The following is a 20,437-nucleotide window of genomic DNA, read 5'->3' as shown; positions in this document are numbered from 1 at the left end:
CGCCGCAGCCTGCGATCCTTTGCGCTTCAGGTGCCGCGCGGTTTGGCCCGCGCAGTCGCTTCGGCCACCAACGGATCATCCGGCCAGTAATGCTTCGGATACCGCCCCTTCAAATCCTTCTTCACCTCGGCATAGGTGCTGCGCCAGAAGTTGGCCAGATCCTGAGTGACCTGCACCGGGCGCCGTGCTGGCGACAGCAGGTGCAACTTGACCACTTGCCGCCCGCCGGCAATTCGCGGCGTATCCGCCAGCCCGAACAACTCCTGCAAACGCACGGCAAGAATCGGTGGAAACTCGCTGTAGTCCAGACGAATCGACGATCCCGACGGCACGTTCAAATGGTGCGGTGCCAGCTCGTCGAGCTTTTGCGGCAAGGGCCATGGCAGCAGGTTACGCACGATGTTCGACAGGTCCAGGTTGGCAAAATGACTGAGCCGCGAGACCTTGCCCAAGTAAGGCATCAGCCAGTCTTCGAGGGTATCGAGCAACGCCGCATCACTGACATCCGGCCACTGACTGTCGTCCTGATTGTTCAATTCCAACTGACGCAACAGCGCCACCCGCGCCTGCCACTGACGCAGTTCCGGCGTCCATGGCAGCAGTTCCAGCCCCTTGCGCCGCACCAGATTGACCAGCGCCTGACTGCGCGTGTTTTCGTCGAGGCCGGTCAACGGTTCGCGGCTGAGAATCAGCTCGCCGACCTTGCGCTGGCGCTCGGCACGCAGCACGCCTTCGCGCTCGTCCCAGTCCAGTTGATCGACGTTGCGCACCTGCTCGGCGAGCACTGAATCGAACAGCGCCGGATCGAAATCCGCTGCCAGATAAATCCGCTCTTCGCGCTGGCCCTGACGACTACCGAGGTCGGCGATGACGATCCACGGCTCTTTCATCAGGCTGTCGGTTTCAGCAAACAATGCAGCTCGACCGTTGGCCAGACGGTATTCGGCACCACCGGCACGGCGCTGCTGCGCGACGCGATCCGGATAGGCCAGCGCCAGCAAGGCGCCGAGCCAGCGCGCATGATCAGGATCGCTGACTGACTCGCTCGCCTTCCCACGCAGGTAACCGCGATATTGCCGCGCCAGTTGCCGGGCTCGTTGCACCCCGCCCTGCGCACCACGGGCTGCGCGTTCTTCGCCCGACAACAGCGCCAGACGACTGTGCAAATCCGCGCCGGCGCCACGCAAGATATCGCGCTCCCCCAGTAATGCGGCGACATCGCACGCCATGTTCGCCAGACCCAATGCCTGACCGCGCAATAGCAAATGACCGATGCGCGGATGCGCCGGCAACTCAGCCATGGCCTGACCGTGGACCGTCAGCGCATCACCGTCGAGTGCACCGAGACGCTGCAACAAATCCCGCGCCTGGGCATAAGCCGCGGCTGGCGGAACATCCAGCCAGACCAGTTCGTCCGGCGTCACGCCCCAACGACCCAGTTGCAACGCCAGACTGGCGAGATCCGCCGAAAGAATTTCCGCACTGCCATAAGCAGCGAGTTGCTCATGCTGATCCTGCGACCACAAGCGATAACAAACGCCCGGCTCCAGTCGCCCTGCCCGGCCCGCACGCTGGGTGGCGCTGGCCTTGGAGATCCGCTGGGTATCGAGGCGCGTCATGCCGCTGCCCGGATCAAAACGTGGCACCCGCGCCAGACCGGCATCGATCACCACACGCACGCCGTTGATGGTCAGACTGGTTTCGGCGATGTTGGTCGCCAGCACCACTTTGCGCTGGCCGGCCGGGGCAGGATCAATTGCAGCGCGTTGCGCGTTGAGGTCGAGTTCGCCATGCAACGGGCAGAGCAACACGTCGCTGCGCTCACCGAGCGCATCGGCCAATTGTTGATGCACGCGACGGATTTCCGCCTGCCCCGGCAGAAACACCAACAGACTGCCGGTTTCATCGTGCAGTGCTTCAAGCACGGTTTGCGTGACGCGCTGATCAATATATTCGCCAGGCTGAAACGGCCGGCCCCAGCGCATCGTCACCGGATACATGCGGCCTTCGCTGCGCAGAATCGGCGCGTCGTCGAGCAACCCGGCCAGACGCTCACCTTCGAGCGTGGCGGACATCAGCAGAATCTTCAGCGGCTGTTCAGCCCGGAACAACTCGCGACCGTTCAAACTGAGCGCCAACGCCAGATCGGCATCGAGGCTGCGTTCGTGGAATTCGTCGAAGATCAGCAGGCCCACCCCTTCCAGCGCCGGGTCGTCTTGCAAGCGGCGGGTGAGAATGCCTTCGGTGACCACTTCGATGCGTGTATTGGGGCCGACCTTGCTGTCGAGACGAATGCGATAACCGACGGTCTCACCGACCTTCTCGCCCAGTTCACTGGCCAGGCGTTCTGCGGCTGCACGCGCCGCCAGACGGCGCGGTTCAAGCATCAGAATGGTCTGCCCGGCCAACCATGCTTCATTGAGCAAGGCCAAGGGCACACGGGTGGTTTTACCGGCGCCGGGCGGTGCTTCAAGCACAACTTCGTGGCGCTTCGCCAAGGCTTCACGCAGAGCGGGTAGAACTTCATCGATTGGCAAAGAATTCATGCTGGCTCCCCAGGGCGTGCCCACAGTAAATTGCGAGTCGCGTTAAAGCTGTGAGCGTGCCAGGCAAGGCGCGGGACGCAGGTAAGGGTCGTTTCCTTGCCAAGTCCCGCAACGCAGCATGGTGCGCTCACAGCTTTAGCCCGGAGGGCCGAACCCCGATAGGATTCATTAGCCTTCACGCGGTGTCGATCTGGAGAAAACAACTTCAATCCTCAACGTATGTCGGTAGGGGTGAGACGAGGCCGCAATTTACTGTGGGCACGCCCTGCCAGGGCCGAGTATAACGGCGAACTGCCGGGCGTTCGTCAGGGTCTTAATTCCAGACGACTACGCTTCGTTTTCAAATGACTCAGGAGATTTTTCATGCGCTTACCTTTTCGCCTGATCGGCGGTGTACTGGTCGCCACGCTGCTCACGCAAATCACCGCGTGCGGTTCGATTTTCTACCCGGACCGTCGCGGTCAGATCGACGGCAAGATCGACCCGGCGATTGCCGTGCTCGACGCCGTGGGCCTGCTGTTCTACGTCATTCCCGGGCTGATCGCGTTCGCCGTCGACTTCGCCACCGGCGCAATCTATTTCGAGCCGGGGCACACCGCGCAGATCGACCCGGCCAAGCTCAAGCAAGCCATCGGCCCGGACGGTCAGGTCGATAATCACAAGTTGCAGGCTATTCTCGAAAGCGAGCTGGGCCGAGATTTTCCTTTGGACGATCCACGCCTGATTCAACACAAGGGCAGCACGCAGCAACTGGCGATGTTCGGCCTGCAACCCGCCGCCTGAAAAGGACATTAAATGACCTCCAGTCCCGAACACGCTCGCCTGCTACGGCTGGCGACCCGCGCCTCGGTGGCGGTCGCCTGTACGCTGATCGTCGCCAAAGCCATCGCCTGGTGGCTCAGCGGTTCGGTGAGCATGCTCGCCGGCCTCACCGACTCGGCGCTGGATGGCGTGACCTCGATGCTTAATCTGCTGGCAGTGCATTACGCGCTGCGCCCGGCCGATGACGATCACCGTTATGGCCACGGCAAGGCCGAGTCGCTGGCAGGCATGGCGCAGGCGCTGTTCATTGGTGGCAGTGCGCTGTTGATCGCGTTTCAGGCCTACGAGCGATTGCACGATCCGCAACCGCTTGGCGCGCCATGGCTGAGCATCGGTGTGATCGTGTTTTCGCTGCTGCTGACGGCGGCGCTGCTGGTGTTGCAGCATCGGGTGATCAAGCAGACCGGTTCCAACGCCGTGCGTGCGGACTCGCTGCACTATCGCTCGGACATGCTGCTTAACGGCAGCATTCTGATTGCGTTGATTTTTGCCGGGTTTGGTTTTGATCAGCTGGATGCGTGGTTCGGTCTGGGAATTGCCGCGTACATTCTGTGGAGCGCAATCCAGATCGCCCGGGAAAGTTTTTCGGTGCTGATGGATGAAGAATTGCCGGCAGACGTCAGTCAGCACATGCTCGAACTGGCGTGCAGTGTACCGGGGGTATTGGGCGCGCATGACTTGCGCACGCGGATCTCCGGCAACCACTGGTTCGTGCAATTGCACCTGGAATTGCCGGGGGAATTGACCCTGTCAGTGGCCCACGGCATCAGCGATCAAGCCGCCGACGCCATTCACAAAGCCTACCCGCGAGCCGAAGTGCTGGTGCACGCCGACCCGATAAAAGCAGCTACAAGCCGCGAGCCTCAAGCTTCAAGCTTGTAGCTCGAATCTTGCAGCTCGCAGCTGCTCTCACTGGACCTGATAACCGCGACTGCTCAGGCAATTGCCCTGCGCCTGACGGTACGCCTGAACCACTTCGGGCGCCGGTTGATAGGTCGCGGTGCGCGGGTCGAAACCGCTTTGTTGTACCGCGTACTGATAGCACTGATAACCGTCCTGCTGGACTTGCTCCGGCGCCTGACCGTTGGCCGGATAGGCTTCGACGTCATAACCCCGGGATTGCGGCTGCGGCTGTTGCTGCACTGGCGGCTCGACCACTACGTAATCCTGCGTGGCTTCCTGATAGGCGTAATAGGAACCGGCGGCGAGGAACAATAGCGAACCACCGATCCACACTTCACGGGCGTAGTCGGGCAAATACTGGATGCGAATCCCGCGCGGTGGCTGCACCACGATGTAGCGCGGACCTTGCGGGCGATACCAGTAACCGCCGGAATAGAAGTAATCCTGCCCGCGATACGGCACGCGATAGTCACGATCCGGAAAACGGTCGATCACATGCCCCGGTCGATACTGCGGGCCTGGGCCCCAACCGTTGCCGTGCCCGTCCGGGCGTCCCGGCCAGCGATTGTCGTTGGGCCGGTTGCCGGTCTGCCATTGCTGATTGTGGTATCCGTTCTGTGGACGCTCGTCGCGGTAGTAACCCTGACGCGGCTCCTGGGTCTGGCGCACGGTATCCGGGCGTGGCTGGATCGGCAGACTGTTGGCCGGCAGTTGCGGCGGCGGAGGTGGCTGGCGCACCGGGTTAGGGTTGTAGGCCGGGCGGTTCTGGTCGTGGTTCTGCCACTGGCCGTTGTTATTGCCTTGCGGGCCCTGCCCGTGGCCACCGCCATCCGGGCCACGATTCTGCGGCTGATCGGCCAGCGCCTGGGCGCTGACACTCACACACAGCAAACCAACACCGGCCAGACGCCAGATGCGCGATTTCATGCTTTTTTTCACTGTGGGGCCTGTAAATGTAAGAGGGCTTGTCACTAAGACCGGGAATACTCACACCGGGTTCTGCAACAGGTTATCAGTCGCGCCACTTTATTGAGCGCTCGGCATGAAATCGCGGGCAAGAAAAAAGGGAGACCCGTCGGCCTCCCTTCTAGAGAACTTCGTCCTGGCTCGACGCTTTTGACGTCGGCTCACCTCACGCCGTCTTCTGGACAGTGTGCAGCTCGGGGGCCGGCACAACCCCGGTGGGGGTGGCGGCCGCGGCAGGCCGGATTGGGCGGGCCGCGTGGACTGTGTTACCGAGCAGTGATTCTGGTGATAAGAATAGGCCTGAGGCCGCGACAGATGATTGCGAAGATTGCTGAAATAAACACCACTTGCGCAATTTTTAACCCTGGATAGATAATCCGCCGCAATAGTTACAACCAAGGACAGATTGATGAGCAAACTCGACCGTTACGACCTGAGCATTTTGGCGGAATTGCAGCGCGACGCCCGCATCTCCAACCAGGAATTGGCCGAGCGCATCGGTCTGTCGCCGTCCCCATGCTCGCGCCGGGTCAAGCAGTTGGAGGACGACGGCTATATCTCCCGCCAGGTCGCGTTGCTGGACCGCAAGATGCTCGGCCTGAGCCTGACGGCGTATGTACTGATCGGCATGGACCGGCATACGCCTGAGCGTTTCGAAAACTTCGAGGCGGCGATTCGCACGTTGCCGCAGGTGCTGGAATGCAGCCTGGTGACTGGCGTGGATGCCGATTACCAGTTGAAAGTGGTGGTGCCGGACATGGATCACTATCAGAAGCTGTTGCTGGGGCATCTGACGCGGATCGAAGGCGTGACCAGCGTGCGGTCGAGTTTTGTGCTGAATCAGGTGTTGAATAGCACGGAACTGCCCTTGACCCACCTGCGCAACTGATCAAAAGCCCCTCACCCCAGCCCTCTCCCCTAGGAGAGGGAGCCGACCGAGAGATGCTGAAGAAGTACGCCGACCTGAGCGTTCTGCTGTGAATCCATAATCGACTCGATCTTTCAGGTCGATGTATCACGCCAGACACCTCGGTCAGTCCCCTCTTCCTCTGGGAGAGGGTTAGGGTGAGGGCCAGTCGTCAGATCAGACCCAGATCAATGCCACCCCGAACACCTTGGCGTATACTCGCCGCGCCCTTTTAGCCACGGCCGCGCCGGAGAACCCAATGGACCCAGCAGTATTTGAAGAATGGATGATGACTGCCCTTGTCAGCATCCTGATCATTTTCATGGGGTTCATCGTCTGGGATCTGGCGAAGAAGTCCAAGGCCGGGCGCTTTGGCTCGTTCATTCTGTTCTTCGTGCTGGGCCTGGGCGTCGCCGCGTTCATCATCAAGAGCGTGGTGATCGGCCTGATCGAGTCCGGCGCTCTATAAGCGCGCCGGCACCTCCTTCCACTGGCCCTGATCCAGCCCTTCGATTGTCCAGTCACCTATCCTGACCCGCACCAGCCGCAATGTCGGCAGCCCGACCGCCGCGGTCATCCGGCGTACCTGACGGTTGCGCCCTTCACGAATCACCAGTTCCAGCCATGAAGTCGGTATGGTCGCGCGAAAGCGCACTGGCGGATTGCGCGGCCACAACTCAGGCTCATCCAGTTGCCGCGCTTCGGCGGGCAAGGTCATGCCATCGTTCAACTCGACGCCGTCACGCAGACGCTGCAACTGCTCGGCGGTCGGCACCCCTTCGACCTGCACCCAATAGGTCTTCGCCAGTTTATGTTTTGGATCAGCGATGCGCGCCTGCAACTGCCCGTCGTTGGTCAGCAGCAACAAGCCTTCACTGTCGCGATCAAGGCGTCCGGCCGGGTAGATACCGGGCACATCAATGTAATCCTTGAGCGTCGCCCGCCCCTCGCCGTCGCTGAATTGCGTCAGCACATCGAACGGTTTGTTGAACAGGATCAGTTTCGGCTCGGCCGGTGGTGCCTTGGCAACACGGCGCGGGGAAGAAGACTGAGGCTTCGCGCCAGGACGGCGGGAAGGTGGACGCGGGGGACGGGACATGGCGAAAAGTACATCTAACGGTCAGGGCTGCCAATGCTAGTAGCCTGACCGTTAAATGACCATCAACAAATCAGCGGAACGGCGGTTCGTCGAAGCTGCGCAGTTTGCGTGAGTGCAGCGAGTTGAGTTCCGTGCGCAGCAGATCCACCGCTTCGATGCCGATCTTCAAGTGCTGACTGACCGCGCGCTCATAGAAGGCGTTGGCCGAACCCGGCAGCTTGATTTCGCTGTGCAGCGGTTTGTCCGAAACGCACAGCAACGTGCCATAAGGCACCCGCAGGCGATAACCCTGCGCGGCAATCGTGCCGCTTTCCATGTCCACCGCGACCGCGCGGGACAAGTTGATCAGCGGACGTTCCTGCGCCCAGCGCAATTCCCAGTTACGGTCGTCGTAGGTCAGCACGGTGCCGGTGCGCAGGCGTTTTTTCAGGTCATCGCCCTTCTCGCCAGTGACATTGGCCGCCGCCTGTTGCAGCGCCAGTTGCACTTCGGCCAGCGCCGGGATCGGAATGTTCGGCGGCACCACTCGGTCGAGAATGCCATCGCGACGCATGTAAGCGTGCGCCAGCACGTAGTCGCCGATGGTCTGCGACTGACGCAGGCCACCGCAGTGACCGATCATCAGCCAGCAATGCGGACGCAGCACCGCCAGGTGGTCGGTGATGTTCTTGGCGTTGGACGGGCCGACGCCGATATTCACCAGAGTCACGCCATGCCCATCGCTGGCGATCAGGTGATAGGCCGGCATCTGGTAACGGTGCCAGACCACACCGGCAGCGATTGCCGAGGCTTCGCCGTGATCCATGCTCTTCTCAATGACCACGTTGCCCGGCAACACCATACGCACGAAACGCGGGTCGCTGCGCAACTGCTCCAGACCGTGGACGATGAACTGATCGACATAGCGGTGATAGTTGGTCAGCAGAATCCACGGCTGCACATGGCGCCAGTCGCTGCCGGTGTAATGCACCAGACGGCGCAGGGAGAAATCCACGCGCGCGGCGTCGAACAGCGCCAGTGGCAGCGGATCGGTGTTTTCCCAATCGTAGAGGCCGTCGGCGATGCCATCGGTGGCGGCGGACAGGTCGGTACTCGGGAACACTCGCGCCAGCACGGCAGCGGTGACGCCGGAACCGGCCAGTTCATCGCCCTGTTCGACCACATATGGATAGGGAATGTTTTGCTGGCTGACGCCGACTTCCACAGTCACGGTGAAGTCGTGCATCAACGGCACCAGTTGTTCGAGCAGGTATTTGCGGAACGCCGCCGGGTGGGTGACGGTGACGCTGTAGGTGCCCGGCAGCTGCACCTTGGCGTAAGCGCGGGTGGTCTGCGGGACTTCGCCCTGGCAGTGATAGGTCAGACGCAGTTCGGGATAACGAAACAGAGCACGCTGCGCAGCGTCGGGCTCGACGCGATCCTTGAGGTAACGCTTGAGCGCCGAGTTCAGCGCAGTGGTGGCCCGCTCATGCAGCTCGGCCAGACGATCCACGGCTTGTTCGGCGGTTTGAACGACAATAAACGCTTCGGTCACGATCAGCTTCCTGTGTTCTGACTTGCAGGGCTTCATCTTGCCTGCATCGTGGCGTCACGGGAACAGTGGCGTTGTGGGTGTACCCAAATCTCCCAATCAATGAAGATCCCCTGTGGGAGGGGTGTGAGGTCAGAAGCCTTGCGCTGTTGAACGGGCGACGATGGCTTCGACGTCCAGCCCGCGCGGCAAGGCGCCGTAAACCCGGCCACCACCGCTCAGGCGGCTGGCGATGAAGGCATCGCTGACCGTTGAATTTCCGGCCTCCAATAGAAGCCTGGCCTGCAAACCGAGCGCGATGTCTTCGGTCAACTGCCGCGCCCGATACTGAATATCGCTGGTGTCCTTGAACTGCGCCTGCAACCGTTGAATATGCGCGGCCAAACGCTTGTCACCATGGCCATCGCCCAACTCACTGAACAACACATCCAGCACACCCGGCTCTTTCGACAACGCCCGCAGCACATCCAGACATTGCACGTTCCCCGAACCTTCCCACGTCGAGTTCACCGGAGCTTCCCGGTACAGACGCGGCAGGATGCTGTCTTCGACATAACCGGCGCCCCCCATGCATTCCGCCGCTTCGTTGATCATCCCCGGCGCGCGCTTGCAGATCCAATACTTGCCCACCGCCGTGACCAGCCGCGCGAATTGCGCTTCGTGGCGGTCATCCAGATGATCCAGCGCCTTGCCCATGCGCAAGCTCAGGGCCAGCGCGGCTTCACTTTCCAGGGCCAGATCGGCCAACACGTTTTGCATCAACGGCTGTTCGCTGAGCAGTTTGCCACCGACCTTGCGGTGCGCGCAGTGGTGACTGGCCTGGGTCAGCGCCTGACGCATCAGCGAACTGGAGCCGACCATGCAATCGAAACGGGTCATCGCGACCATTTCGATGATGGTCGGCACGCCGCGCCCTTCTTCACCGACCATCCACGCCAGCGCCCCCCGGAACTCCACTTCGCTGGAGGCGTTGGACTGGTTGCCGAGTTTGTTTTTCAGACGCTGGATGTAGAACTGATTGCGCGTGTCGTCCGGACGATGACGCGGCAGCAGAAAACAGCTCAAGCCTTTGTCAGTCTGCGCCAGAGTCAGGAATGCATCGCACATCGGCGCCGAGCAGAACCACTTGTGCCCGACCAGTTCATAGGCCTGCCCCGGACCGCTGACGCCGACCGGATAAGCCTTGGTGGTGTTGGCGCGCACGTCGGTGCCGCCCTGTTTCTCGGTCATGGCCATGCCGAGGGTCACGCCGGCCTTGTGGGCCATGCCGACGTTGCGCGGATCATATTCAGTGGCGAGGACTTTCGGCAGCCACTGCTCGGCGAGGTTCGGCTGCAAGCGCAGGGCCGGCACGCTGGCAAAAGTCATGGTCAACGGGCATCCGCTTCCCGCCTCGGCCTGACTGTGCAGGTAGGTCATGGCGGCGCGTGCGACATGGGCGCCGTCCTGCGGATGCGACCACGGCAAAGACGTCAGTCCGTGCTCGACCGCCGTGCGCATCAATTCGTGATAAGCAGGATGAAATTCCACCAGATCGATGCGATGACCGTAGCGATCATGGCTGGCGAATACCGGTTTGTTCTGGTTGGCGAGGAACCCGGCCTCCATCAGCGGCCCACCGGCGAGCGCACCGTAGGCATCAATCCGCGACTCGGCCCAACCGGCCCCAAAGCGCCGCGACCATTCCTGCAGCGGCAGGTCGATGCGGTACAGGTTGGTGCCGTCCAGCGACGGTGGCTGGTTGGTGACTTCGTGGGTTTCGGCGAACTGATGCAGGTTCATGACGGGGCTCCTTTGGGCAACCAAGAAACTCAGTTAAGCACCGCACCGCAAGCGGTCAAAGTGTCATACCAGCCGAATTGGCGGCGCTTTTACCCTGTCAGCAGCACAGGACCCGACGCTCCAGCGCCGACTGCAAATCTTCGAATTTCACCGGTTTATTCAGGTAATCGATGGCTGCGTCCGTGGCGCAAAGCTCTCGATCCGCACTCAACGCGAGCATGAATACCGGCAGGTGGGCACAACCCGGCAAGGCATGGATCTGGCAGCATAACGAAGCGCCCTCATGGCTCGGCAACTGGCAATCGATCAGCACCGCATCGAAGCTTTCGCGCTGCAGGCAGTCCAGCGCCGCCGCGCCATTGTCGGCGGTGCGCACGCGGAAGCCGAGCTTGAGCAACATGCCGCGCATCACCAGTTGGTTGACGCTATTGTCGTCCACCAGCAACACCGTGCAGTCCTGCGCGGAACGCAAATGATCAGGCCCGGACGCAGCACTCGGCGCCACTTCGACCACCGGTAACTCAAACTCGACATCCAGCTGGAAACGACTGCCGCGCCCCGGCTCCGAGCGGTGCGTGAGCTTGCCGCCGAGTAATTCCACCAACTGTCGGCAGATCGCCAGACCTACGCCCAAGCCGCCGTATTCGCGGGTCATCGAACCGTCGAGCTGGAAGAAGCGCTGGTACAGGGTTGCCTCGCCCAGATCGGTGAAACCGATGCCGGTGTCGATCACCGCGAACGACAGCGCCAGCCGATTGCCCGTCGACGGTTTACCCGTGACCCGCAGCGCCAGCCCTCCGACGCGGGTGAACTTGATCGCGTTGTCCAGCAGGCACTCCAGGCATTGCGCGAGTTTGGCGCTGTCGCCGTGCAAGCGATCCGGCAAAGTCGGCAGCACATCGACTTTGAAGTCCAGCGACTTGCTCGCCGCGTTGCCATCGAATTGCACGCGCAACGCCTCGACCACGCCACGCAGGCTGAAACTGCACGACGAGGCCTTGAGCTTGCCGGCCTGCAATTCGGTGAGGGTGAGGATGCCGTTGACCATGCGCATCATGTCCCGCGCGGAACCGGCGGCGGTCTGTTGATATTGCTCAAGCTCAGGGTCCATCTCGACGGTCTGCATCAATTCCAGCGAACCGATCACGCCGTTCATCGGCGTGCGCAGTTCGTGGGTCAGGGTCGCAAGGAATTCATCCTTGAGCTTGTTGCTGTGAGCCAGTTGCTGGTTGAGCACTTCGAGCTTCTGCCCGGCGTCGTACAGGGTCTGCGCCTGCTGCTCGCGCATGGCATTGATGCGGTCGGCCAGCGCCAGCGACAGCAGCGCCACTTCGATGGCCGAGCCGATCTGGCTGGCGTACATGGTCAGGAACACGTTCGGCAGCAGACCGAGCACCATCAGCGTGTTGACGATGCCGCCGAGCAGGAACGCCGACCAGGCAATGATGAAGTAACGTGCCACGCGCAAACCGCGCCACCAGGCGAGAATCCCGGCGGCAAAAATCACCACGGTGAAGGTCAGCGCCAGCGTCGTCGCCAGACGCAAGGCCAGGGCGTAACTGGTCATCAGCGACAGACCAATGACCAGCGCACCGAAGGCGATCAGGCCGATCAGCAAGCGGTCGAGCCAGCGGCTGTGAGTCTTGGTCTGCAGGAAGCTGCGGGCAAACTGGCTGCCGAACAGGCCGGCACAACCGATGAAAAACGGTGTCGCGGCGTTGGCCCACCACGGGTTGTCCGGCCAGAAATATTCGACCGCCGCGCCGTTCACCGACAATTGATAGAGCCCGAACGAGGCGATGTAGAAGATGTAATAGAGGTAGCTGGTGTCGCGCACGCTGAGGTAGATGAACAGGTTGTAAACCACCATCCCCAGCAACACGCCATAAATGATGCCCAGCACATACAGGCGCACCGGCTGGTCTTCGAGGTAAGCAGTGCTCGACCACAGCGTCACCGGCGCCTGGATCGAGCCTTCGCTCGCCAGTCGCAGGTACACGGTTTGTTGCTGATTCGGCTCGAAGGCGAGATCGAACAGGTAGTTGTTCTGGCGAATCTCGCGCGTGGCGAACGGCAAGGCATCGCCGGTTTGCCGGACCAGGCGATAGTCGCCATTGGCATCGGCCAGGTAAAGGTCGAGATGATCGAGCGGCGGATAGGCCAACTCCAACAGCCAGGTACGCGGCGCGGCGGGATTGCTCGGGCGATAATGCAGGTCGATTTTCAGCCAGAACGCCGAGCGCGAGTAACCGGCGTTGAGCGTGGCTTTATCGTGGTTTTTGAAATTGCCGGCGGCGGCCTGCGCGCGAACATCGGCAATGCTCGCCTGACCGCTCGGGTCTTCGAACACTTGCAATGATCGGCCCAGAGGGAGGCTCTGAGTGAATTCGTCGAATTCGACAGCGCTTGCCATGAGGGGCAAGCAGAACAACAACATCAGCAAATAGCGCATTGAAGCCCCAGCGTGGCTCGTCCGGTTGTGTCAGGAAGCCCCCCCATTCCTTTTGAGTAGACGTAAAACCGGTATTACCTGTTATTGGTTTGGATCCAGCCTAGCATAGCCGTTGATGGCCATTGAGCACCATTGAAATTTTTCCTACAAAGGCTCTAGAACGGGCGTTCCAGAGCAAAGCAGCGGGCTAGAGCTGTTGACTTGGTCAGGTTATGACAATGCGGCCTGCTCTCCTGCTCAGGGTATCGGCCCGGTATAAAGGGACTGAACCCGAAAATCAGCTTTGGTGGTAAGCTCGCGCACCATGAATATCTACAGCTCCCGCCCCGTTGTCCTCTGTCTCTCCGGCCACGACCCAAGTGGTGGCGCCGGCTTGCAGGCAGATATCGAAGCCTTGCTCGCGCAGGGTTGCCATGCGGCTCCGGCCGTCACTGCCCTGACCGTGCAAGACACCGTCAACGTCACTGACTTCCGCGTCCTCGACCGTGAGTGGGTATTGGCCCAGGCCAATGCCGTGCTCAACGACTCTGAAGTCGCCGCGGTCAAACTGGGCATGCTCGGTTCGCTGGAGATGGTCGACACCGTTGTCGAACTGCTCTCGGCCCACCCGCATTTGCCTGTGGTCTGCGACCCGGTGCTGCGCGCCGGCGGCGGCGGACGCCTGGGCAAGGACGAGGTCGGCTATGCGATGCGCGAGCGTCTGCTGCCGCTGTCGATCATTGCCACCCCTAACCTCCCTGAAGCCCGCATCCTCGCCGAGCTGCCTGAAGGCAGTGCAGACGAGTGCGCTGAAAAACTCCTGCCGTTCGTCAAAAACCTGCTGATCACCGGCGGCCATGGCGACGAAACTGAAATCCACAACCGCGTGTACAGCCGCGACGGCTTGCGTGAGACCTTTATCTGCCAGCGTCTGCCGGGCAGCTATCACGGTTCCGGTTGCACATTGGCCAGTGCCTTGGCCGGTCGATTGGCTCAGGGCGAACACCTGGCCAGCGCCGTGCGCAGTGCTTTGGATTACACCTGGCGCACCCTGCGCGATGCCGAACAACTGGGCAAAGGCCAGTTCGTCCCGCGTCGCCTGCCGCTGGATTTCTGCTCGTAACGTCGTGAGGTCTGCCTGATGAAACTACGTGGCCTGTATGCCATCACCGACAGCACATTGCTGAGCGGCAAGTTTCTGTCTTATGTGGAGGCGGCGCTGGAGGGTGGCGTCACCCTGCTGCAATACCGCGACAAAAGCAGCGACGAGGCCCGCCGCCTGCGCGAGGCCGAAGCCCTGCGCGATCTGTGCGAGCGCTACAAGACGCAACTGATCATCAACGATGACGCCGAACTGGCAGCGCGCCTCAACGTCGGCGTGCACCTCGGCCAGACCGACGGCCCGCTGTCACCGACCCGCGCACTGCTTGGTTCGAAAGCGATCATCGGTTCGACCTGCCACGCGCAAATCGCGCTGGCCGAACAAGCCGCCAAGGAAGGCGCGAGTTACGTCGCCTTTGGCCGCTTCTTCAACTCCAACACCAAGCCCGGTGCACCGTCGTGCAGCCTCGATCTGCTCGACGAAGCCAAGCGCACGCTGCACCTGCCGATCTGTGCGATTGGCGGCATCAGCCTCGACAACGCCGCGCCGCTGGTGGCCCACGGGGTCGACCTGCTGGCCGTGGTTCACGGCCTGTTTGGCGCCGAAAGCACCGCCGAAGTGACCCGCCGCGCCCGCGCGTTCAACGAATTGTTCAAATCCTGAAGATTGAGAGCCCGATCATGTCTCGTTCCGAAACCCTTTTTGCCGACGCCCAGAAACACATTCCCGGTGGCGTGAACTCGCCCGTGCGCGCATTCAAGAGCGTGGGCGGCACGCCGCTGTTCTTCAAACACGCTGAAGGCGCCTACGTCACAGACGAAGACGACAAGCGTTACGTCGATTACGTTGGCTCGTGGGGCCCGATGATCCTCGGCCACAGCCATCCAGACGTGCTCGACGCGGTGCGCAATCAGCTGCAACACGGTTTGTCCTACGGCGCGCCGACCGCGATGGAAACCGAGATGGCCGATCTGGTCTGCTCGCTGGTGCCGTCGATGGACATGGTGCGCATGGTCAGCTCCGGCACCGAAGCGACCATGAGCGCGATCCGTCTCGCCCGTGGTTACACCGGCCGCGACAGCATCATCAAGTTCGAAGGCTGCTACCACGGCCATTCCGACAGCCTGCTGGTCAAAGCCGGTTCCGGCGCCCTGACCCAAGGCGTACCCAGCTCGGCTGGTGTGCCAGCAGCGTTCGCCAAACACACCCTGACCCTGCCATTCAACGACATCGGTGCGGTTGAGAAGATGCTCGCCGAAGTTGGCGACGATGTGGCGTGCATCATCGTTGAGCCGGTGGCCGGCAACATGAACTGCGTACCTCCGGCGCCGGGTTTTCTCGAAGGCCTGCGTTCGCTGTGTGACAAACATGGCGTGGTGCTGATTTTCGACGAAGTGATGACCGGTTTCCGCGTCGCCCTCGGCGGTGCTCAGGCGTACTACGGGGTCAATCCTGACCTGACCACCTTCGGCAAGATCATCGGCGGCGGCATGCCGGTCGGCTGCTTCGGTGGCAAGCGCGAAATCATGGAACGCATCGCACCGCTGGGCCCGGTGTATCAGGCCGGCACGCTGTCGGGGAACCCGCTGGCGATGGCGGCGGGTTTGACGACCCTGCGCCTGATCAGCCGCCCGGGTTTCCACGCCGAGCTGACCGACTACACCACCCGTCTGCTCGACGGTCTGCAACAACGCGCTGACGCGGCAGGCATTCCGTTCGTGACCACCCAGGCGGGCGGCATGTTCGGCCTGTACTTCAGCGGCGCCGATGACATCGTCACCTTCGAAGACGTGATGGCCAGCGACGCTGCGCTGTTCGGGCGCTTCTTCCACTTGATGCTGGAAGGTGGCGTTTACCTGGCACCGAGTGCCTTCGAAGCCGGCTTCACCTCGATCGCTCACGGCGAAGCCGAGTTGAAACTGACGCTAGACGCTGCCGAGCGCGCCTTCGCCGCACTGAAGTAATCGCCATACCGCTGACGTTGGCTATCGCCAGCGTCAGCTTTTACCTACATCTCCATGGTTTTTCCGACGCTCCTGCTAAAAATCTCGCACAAAGTGGACGATAAATTCCCCACGCAGCAGAAAAACGAGTAAAGACTTTGTAAGGTTGGCCCTGCTTATTTCATAATGCGCGCTTATTGGATCCCTCGATGGGTCCGCGTGCCCTTCAGAGGTAAGTCGATTCCCATGAACCGCACCGGCCGCACCCTTGCCTTGGGCTGCCTGTTGCTCCTTCAGCCCCTGCTCGCGCATGCACAAGCAGGCGGCAACTCGTTGTTGATCCCGGCGATGGGTCGTTGCACCCTCAATACTCAGCCGCAAGACGTCACGCAGGCACTGGCTGCCTGCCAGAAAGCGGCGGACGAAGGGGATGCGCAAGCGCAATACGAGTTGGGTGAATTCTATTACGACGGCAAGAACGCGCCGCGCGACCTCAATCAAGCCCTGAGCTATTTCGAAAAGGCCTCGCTGCAAGGCCACGCCCAGGCGCAATTCAAGCTCGGCACCATGTTCTTCCACGGTGAAGGCGTGCAGGCCAACAACATTCAGGCGTACATCGTGCTGAAGATGGCGGCGGTCAACGGCGCTGAAGATGCGCTAGATACGGCCGACGAAGTTTCTGAAAAAATGTCCCGGGAAGATCTCGAGACCGCGACCCAGGTACTCGGGCAAATTTTCCGTAAATACCTGATGGAACTGCAGAACGCCGATGGGCGCACGCCGTTTTCGCCGCTTCCCTGATTCCTCTATAGATTTTTCTGGCTTCTTCGCGAGCAGGCTCGCTCCCACAGCAGATCTCCAGTGTTCAGAAGATCCCTGCTCGCGAATGAGGCAACTCGGTCTTACGGCTTACTTCTCAGGCATCGGCATCGGGAACGGCATCACATTGCCGACCGCGCCACGGGCTTCGCTGATCTTCGGAGTGCCCAGACGCTCCACTTCGTCGATGCGCACGATCGAATGCATCGGCACAAAGCTGCGCACCACGCCTTCGAACTGCGCCTTGAGCTTTTCTTCGCTCGGATCGACGACCACTTGCGTGCGCTCGCCAAAGACGAACTCTTCCACTTCCAGAAAACCCCACAGATCACTTTGATAGATCTGCTTGGCGTACATTTCGAACACCTGGCCCTGGTTAAGGAAAATCACCTTGTAGATTGGAGCTTCGCGTTTGGTCATGGCGGGCGGATAACATCGGGGATAAAAATGAGGGCGCGAACTATAGCATAGCCACCGGACGCGCAGCGGTAGGAACCTGAGGGCTTGTTCCCTATAATGCGCGGTTCTTTGAATCAGGTGACGACACTAATCCATGGCCAAGAAGCTTTACATCGAAACCCACGGTTGCCAGATGAACGAGTACGACAGCTCGCGCATGGTCGATCTGCTGGGTGAACATCAAGCCCTGGAAGTCACCGCACGTGCGGAAGACGCCGACGTGATTCTGCTCAACACCTGCTCGATCCGTGAGCGCGCCCAGGATCGCGTGTACTCCCAGCTTGGCCGCTGGCGCGAACTGAAACTGGCCAACCCGGACATGGTGATCGCCGTCGGCGGTTGTGTGGCCAGCCAGGAAGGCGCGGCGATCCGTGATCGCGCGCCGTATGTCGACGTGGTCTTCGGCCCGCAGACCCTGCACCGCCTGCCGGAAATGATCGACGCCGCGCGCATCAGCAAGCTGCCGCAAGTCGACGTGTCGTTCCCCGAAATCGAAAAATTCGATCATTTGCCAGAGCCGCGTATCGACGGCCCGAGCGCGTATGTGTCGGTGATGGAAGGCTGCAGCAAGTACTGCACGTTCTGCGTGGTGCCTTACACCCGTGGCGAAGAAGTCAGCCGGCCGTTCGACGACGTGATCGCCGAGGTCATCCACCTCGCCGAAAACGGCGTGCGTGAAGTGACCCTGCTGGGCCAGAACGTCAATGGCTATCGTGGCACCACCCACGATGGTCGTCTGGCCGATCTTGCCGATCTGATCCGTGTAGTCGCCGCCATCGACGGCATCGACCGCATTCGCTACACCACTTCCCATCCGCTGGAGTTCTCCGACAGCCTGATCCAGGCCCACGCTGAGGTGCCGGAGCTGGTGAAGCACCTGCACTTGCCGGTGCAATCGGGTTCCGACCGGATTCTTGCAGCGATGAAGCGCAACCACACGGCACTGGAGTACAAGTCCAAGCTGCGCAAACTGCGCGCCGCGGTGCCGGGGATCTGCATCAGCTCGGACTTCATCGTCGGCTTCCCCGGCGAGACCGAGAAAGACTTCGAACAGACCATGAAGCTGATTGCCGACGTCGGTTTCGACTTCTCTTATTCCTTCGTTTACAGCCAGCGCCCGGGCACCCCGGCGGCCGATCTGGCCGACGAAACCCCGGAAGAGCTGAAGAAGGAGCGCCTCAACGCGCTGCAACATCGCCTCAATCAGCAAGGTTTCGAGATCAGCCGACAAATGGTCGGTTCGATCCAGCGCATTCTGGTGACCGATTATTCGAAGAAAGACCCGGGCGAACTGCAAGGGCGCACCGAGAATAATCGAATCGTCAACTTCCGCTGCGACAATCCAACCCTGATCGGCCAGTTCGCCGACGTGCACATCGACGCGGCACAACCGCACTCGCTGCGTGGCTCTTTGATTCAATAACGCCACGTTTCCCTTGTGGGAGCGGGCTTGCTCGCGAAAGCGCTGTATCAGCAACGTTCAGGGTGGCTGACTCGACACCTTCGCGAGCCAGCCCGCTTCCACAGGTACAGCGCCAGAGCCTGAAACCGGGCGACCTTATTTAAGAGCTTTCGCACCCAAGACTCTGGCGTTATCCTTGATTTCATCTTAATTGCCCCAGGGCGGCTAAATACGACCTTGAACGCATCCATAGAACCACATCGTTTTATCCTCGAGCCCTTTGAGGCTCGCCGCTTCGCCAATCTGTGCGGGCAATTCGACGAGCATTTGCGCTTGATCGAACAGCGCCTGACCATCGAGATCCGCAACCGCGGAAACCAGTTCGAGCTGATCGGCGACCCAAAACACACCACGTCTGCGGAAAATCTGATTCGTCGCCTGTACCGGGAAACCAAAGGTTCAGAGCTGTCGCCGGATCTGGTGCACCTGTTTCTCCAGGAGTCGGCCGTCGTCGAACTGGACAACCATGCCCCCGCTGAAGCGTCCGTCGCCCTGCGCACCAAAAAAGGCATGATTCGCCCGCGCGGCTTGAATCAGCTGCGCTACGTAAAGGAAATTCTCGGTAACGACATCAACTTCGGCATCGGCCCGGCCGGTACCGGCAAGACTTATCTGGCCGTGGCCTGCGCTGTCGATGCGCTGGAGCGCGAGCAGATCCGTCGCATCCTGCTGGTGCGTCCGGCGGTTGAAGCGGGTGAAAAACTCGGTTTCCTGCCTGGCGACCTGTCGCAAAAGATCGACCCGTATCTGCGCCCGCTTTACGACGCGCTCTACGAGATGCTCGGCTTCGAATACGTGGCCAAGCTGATCGAACGTCAGATCATTGAAGTTGCGCCGCTGGCTTACATGCGCGGCCGGACCCTGAACAACAGCTTCATCATCCTCGACGAAAGCCAGAACACCACCGTCGAACAGATGAAAATGTTCCTGACGCGCATCGGCTTTGGCTCCACCGCCGTCATCACTGGCGACATCACTCAGGTCGACCTGCCGCGTGGCACCAAGTCCGGCCTGCATCATGTGATTGAAGTGCTCAAGGACGTGCCTGGCATCAGCTTCACGCACTTCCAGCCCAAAGACGTCGTGCGCCATCCTTTGGTCCAGCGGATCGTCGAAGCCTACGAGCGCTTCGAAAACCGTGACGAAGCCCCCAAGGACGCCCCGCGAAATGCTTGAGCTAGACCTGCAAATCGCGACTGAAGCGAATGCGCCGAGTGAAGCCGAGTTTCGCCTGTGGTGCGAACTGGCCCTGCGCCAGCGTAGCGCCGATTCGGAAATGACCATTCGCCTGGTCGACGAGGAAGAGGGTCGCGAGCTCAATCACACCTGGCGCCACAAGGATTACGCGACCAACGTCCTGTCATTCCCGGCGGAAGTCCCCGACGAGTTTCTCGACATTCCGCTGCTCGGCGATCTGGTGATCTGCGTGGCCGTGGTCGAGCGCGAGGCTGCCGAACAAGGCAAGGAACTAAAGGCCCACTGGGCACATCTGGTCATTCACGGCTGCTTGCATCTACTGGGTTACGACCATATAGATGACGAAGAAGCTGAAGAAATGGAAGCGCTGGAACGCGAGTTGCTTGCTGAACTGGGCTATCCCGATCCATACGCGGACGACGAAACCGAACCATCCCCTATCGTTACAACAAAGGATTCAGAGTAATC

At 60.9% G+C, this 20,437-nt stretch carries 18 protein-coding genes; 11 read left to right on the top strand and 7 right to left on the bottom strand.

Translation table 11 applies throughout. The annotated features are described in order from the left end of the window. Positions 1–26: 26 nt before the first annotated feature. Complete coding sequence (hrpB, locus tag AACY19_RS15655; protein WP_339451610.1) at positions 27–2,546, bottom strand: ATP-dependent helicase HrpB; 2,520 nt, start codon at positions 2,544–2,546, stop codon at positions 27–29. A gap of 363 nt (positions 2,547–2,909) precedes the next feature. Between hrpB and AACY19_RS15650 the strand changes: the two genes are divergently transcribed. Continuing rightward, positions 2,910–3,329, top strand: coding sequence for a hypothetical protein (locus tag AACY19_RS15650; RefSeq protein WP_007909665.1), 420 nt, complete (start codon positions 2,910–2,912; stop codon positions 3,327–3,329). A 12-nt stretch (positions 3,330–3,341) separates the two neighbouring features. Continuing rightward, on the top strand, positions 3,342–4,250 hold the full coding sequence (locus tag AACY19_RS15645) for a cation diffusion facilitator family transporter (protein ID WP_339451605.1): 909 nt from the start codon (positions 3,342–3,344) through the stop codon (positions 4,248–4,250). 27 nt (positions 4,251–4,277) lie between these two features. Here AACY19_RS15645 and AACY19_RS15640 read toward each other — a convergent pair whose 3' ends face one another. Then, a complete protein-coding gene (locus tag AACY19_RS15640; RefSeq protein ID WP_339451603.1) occupies positions 4,278–5,198 on the bottom strand; it encodes a DUF6515 family protein in 921 nt (306 codons plus the stop codon). Positions 5,199–5,646: 448 nt separating this feature from the next. Between AACY19_RS15640 and AACY19_RS15635 the strand changes: the two genes are divergently transcribed. Both AACY19_RS15635 and AACY19_RS15630 read left to right on the top strand, forming a co-directional pair. Continuing rightward, entirely contained in the window at positions 5,647–6,126 is a 480-nt protein-coding gene (locus AACY19_RS15635) for an Lrp/AsnC family transcriptional regulator (RefSeq protein ID WP_008081091.1), read from the top strand. A 277-nt stretch (positions 6,127–6,403) separates the two neighbouring features. Further along, on the top strand, positions 6,404–6,613 hold the full coding sequence (locus tag AACY19_RS15630; protein WP_339451600.1) for a DUF2788 domain-containing protein: 210 nt from the start codon (positions 6,404–6,406) through the stop codon (positions 6,611–6,613). Here the strand turns inward: AACY19_RS15630 and AACY19_RS15625 are convergent. The 4 genes from AACY19_RS15625 to AACY19_RS15610 form a co-directional block, all read right to left on the bottom strand. Continuing rightward, positions 6,608–7,243: a pseudouridine synthase gene (locus AACY19_RS15625; protein ID WP_339451598.1), complete on the bottom strand. Its 636-nt coding sequence runs from the start codon at positions 7,241–7,243 to the stop codon at positions 6,608–6,610. The two genes, AACY19_RS15630 and AACY19_RS15625, sit on opposite strands and share 6 nt — an antisense overlap. A gap of 70 nt (positions 7,244–7,313) precedes the next feature. Further along, positions 7,314–8,813 (bottom strand): AMP nucleosidase, encoded by a 1,500-nt coding sequence (amn, locus tag AACY19_RS15620; RefSeq protein WP_339451596.1) that lies wholly within the window; start codon positions 8,811–8,813, stop codon positions 7,314–7,316. A gap of 93 nt (positions 8,814–8,906) precedes the next feature. Continuing rightward, positions 8,907–10,556 carry an acyl-CoA dehydrogenase family protein gene (locus AACY19_RS15615; RefSeq protein ID WP_339451594.1) on the bottom strand — a complete coding sequence of 550 codons (1,650 nt, stop codon included), beginning with the start codon at positions 10,554–10,556 and terminating at the stop codon, positions 8,907–8,909. Positions 10,557–10,653: 97 nt separating this feature from the next. Then, positions 10,654–13,008, bottom strand: a complete 2,355-nt coding sequence (locus AACY19_RS15610) for a 7TM diverse intracellular signaling domain-containing protein (protein ID WP_339451592.1) — start codon at positions 13,006–13,008, stop codon at positions 10,654–10,656. A 304-nt stretch (positions 13,009–13,312) separates the two neighbouring features. On the opposite strand from AACY19_RS15610, the gene AACY19_RS15605 reads away from it, so the two are divergent. From AACY19_RS15605 to AACY19_RS15590, 4 genes are all read left to right on the top strand, one after another. Next, a complete protein-coding gene (locus AACY19_RS15605) occupies positions 13,313–14,110 on the top strand; it encodes a hydroxymethylpyrimidine/phosphomethylpyrimidine kinase (RefSeq protein ID WP_277759417.1) in 798 nt (265 codons plus the stop codon). An 18-nt stretch (positions 14,111–14,128) separates the two neighbouring features. Next, positions 14,129–14,752, top strand: a complete 624-nt coding sequence (gene thiE / locus AACY19_RS15600; RefSeq protein WP_339451587.1) for a thiamine phosphate synthase — start codon at positions 14,129–14,131, stop codon at positions 14,750–14,752. Between the two features lie 17 nt (positions 14,753–14,769). Next, positions 14,770–16,053, top strand: a complete 1,284-nt coding sequence (hemL, locus tag AACY19_RS15595; protein ID WP_339451586.1) for a glutamate-1-semialdehyde 2,1-aminomutase — start codon at positions 14,770–14,772, stop codon at positions 16,051–16,053. A 225-nt stretch (positions 16,054–16,278) separates the two neighbouring features. Beyond that, positions 16,279–16,833 (top strand): tetratricopeptide repeat protein, encoded by a 555-nt coding sequence (locus tag AACY19_RS15590; protein ID WP_047296791.1) that lies wholly within the window; start codon positions 16,279–16,281, stop codon positions 16,831–16,833. Between the two features lie 108 nt (positions 16,834–16,941). Here AACY19_RS15590 and AACY19_RS15585 read toward each other — a convergent pair whose 3' ends face one another. After that, positions 16,942–17,271 (bottom strand): DUF1820 family protein, encoded by a 330-nt coding sequence (locus AACY19_RS15585; RefSeq protein ID WP_003185742.1) that lies wholly within the window; start codon positions 17,269–17,271, stop codon positions 16,942–16,944. Positions 17,272–17,404: 133 nt separating this feature from the next. Between AACY19_RS15585 and miaB the strand changes: the two genes are divergently transcribed. From miaB to ybeY, 3 genes are all read left to right on the top strand, one after another. Continuing rightward, positions 17,405–18,733: a tRNA (N6-isopentenyl adenosine(37)-C2)-methylthiotransferase MiaB gene (miaB, locus tag AACY19_RS15580; RefSeq protein WP_339451584.1), complete on the top strand. Its 1,329-nt coding sequence runs from the start codon at positions 17,405–17,407 to the stop codon at positions 18,731–18,733. A 216-nt stretch (positions 18,734–18,949) separates the two neighbouring features. After that, a complete protein-coding gene (locus AACY19_RS15575; RefSeq protein ID WP_339451582.1) occupies positions 18,950–19,948 on the top strand; it encodes a PhoH family protein in 999 nt (332 codons plus the stop codon). Beyond that, positions 19,941–20,435, top strand: coding sequence for an rRNA maturation RNase YbeY (gene ybeY, locus AACY19_RS15570; RefSeq protein WP_339451580.1), 495 nt, complete (start codon positions 19,941–19,943; stop codon positions 20,433–20,435). Before AACY19_RS15575 ends, ybeY begins: the two co-directional genes overlap by 8 nt. Positions 20,436–20,437: the final 2 nt, after the last annotated feature.

This window comes from Pseudomonas sp. EA_5y_Pfl2_R50 (assembly GCF_963970475.1).
Taxonomy (GTDB): Bacteria; Pseudomonadota; Gammaproteobacteria; order Pseudomonadales; family Pseudomonadaceae; genus Aquipseudomonas.
This window is presented reverse-complemented; position numbering and strand designations above follow the sequence as displayed.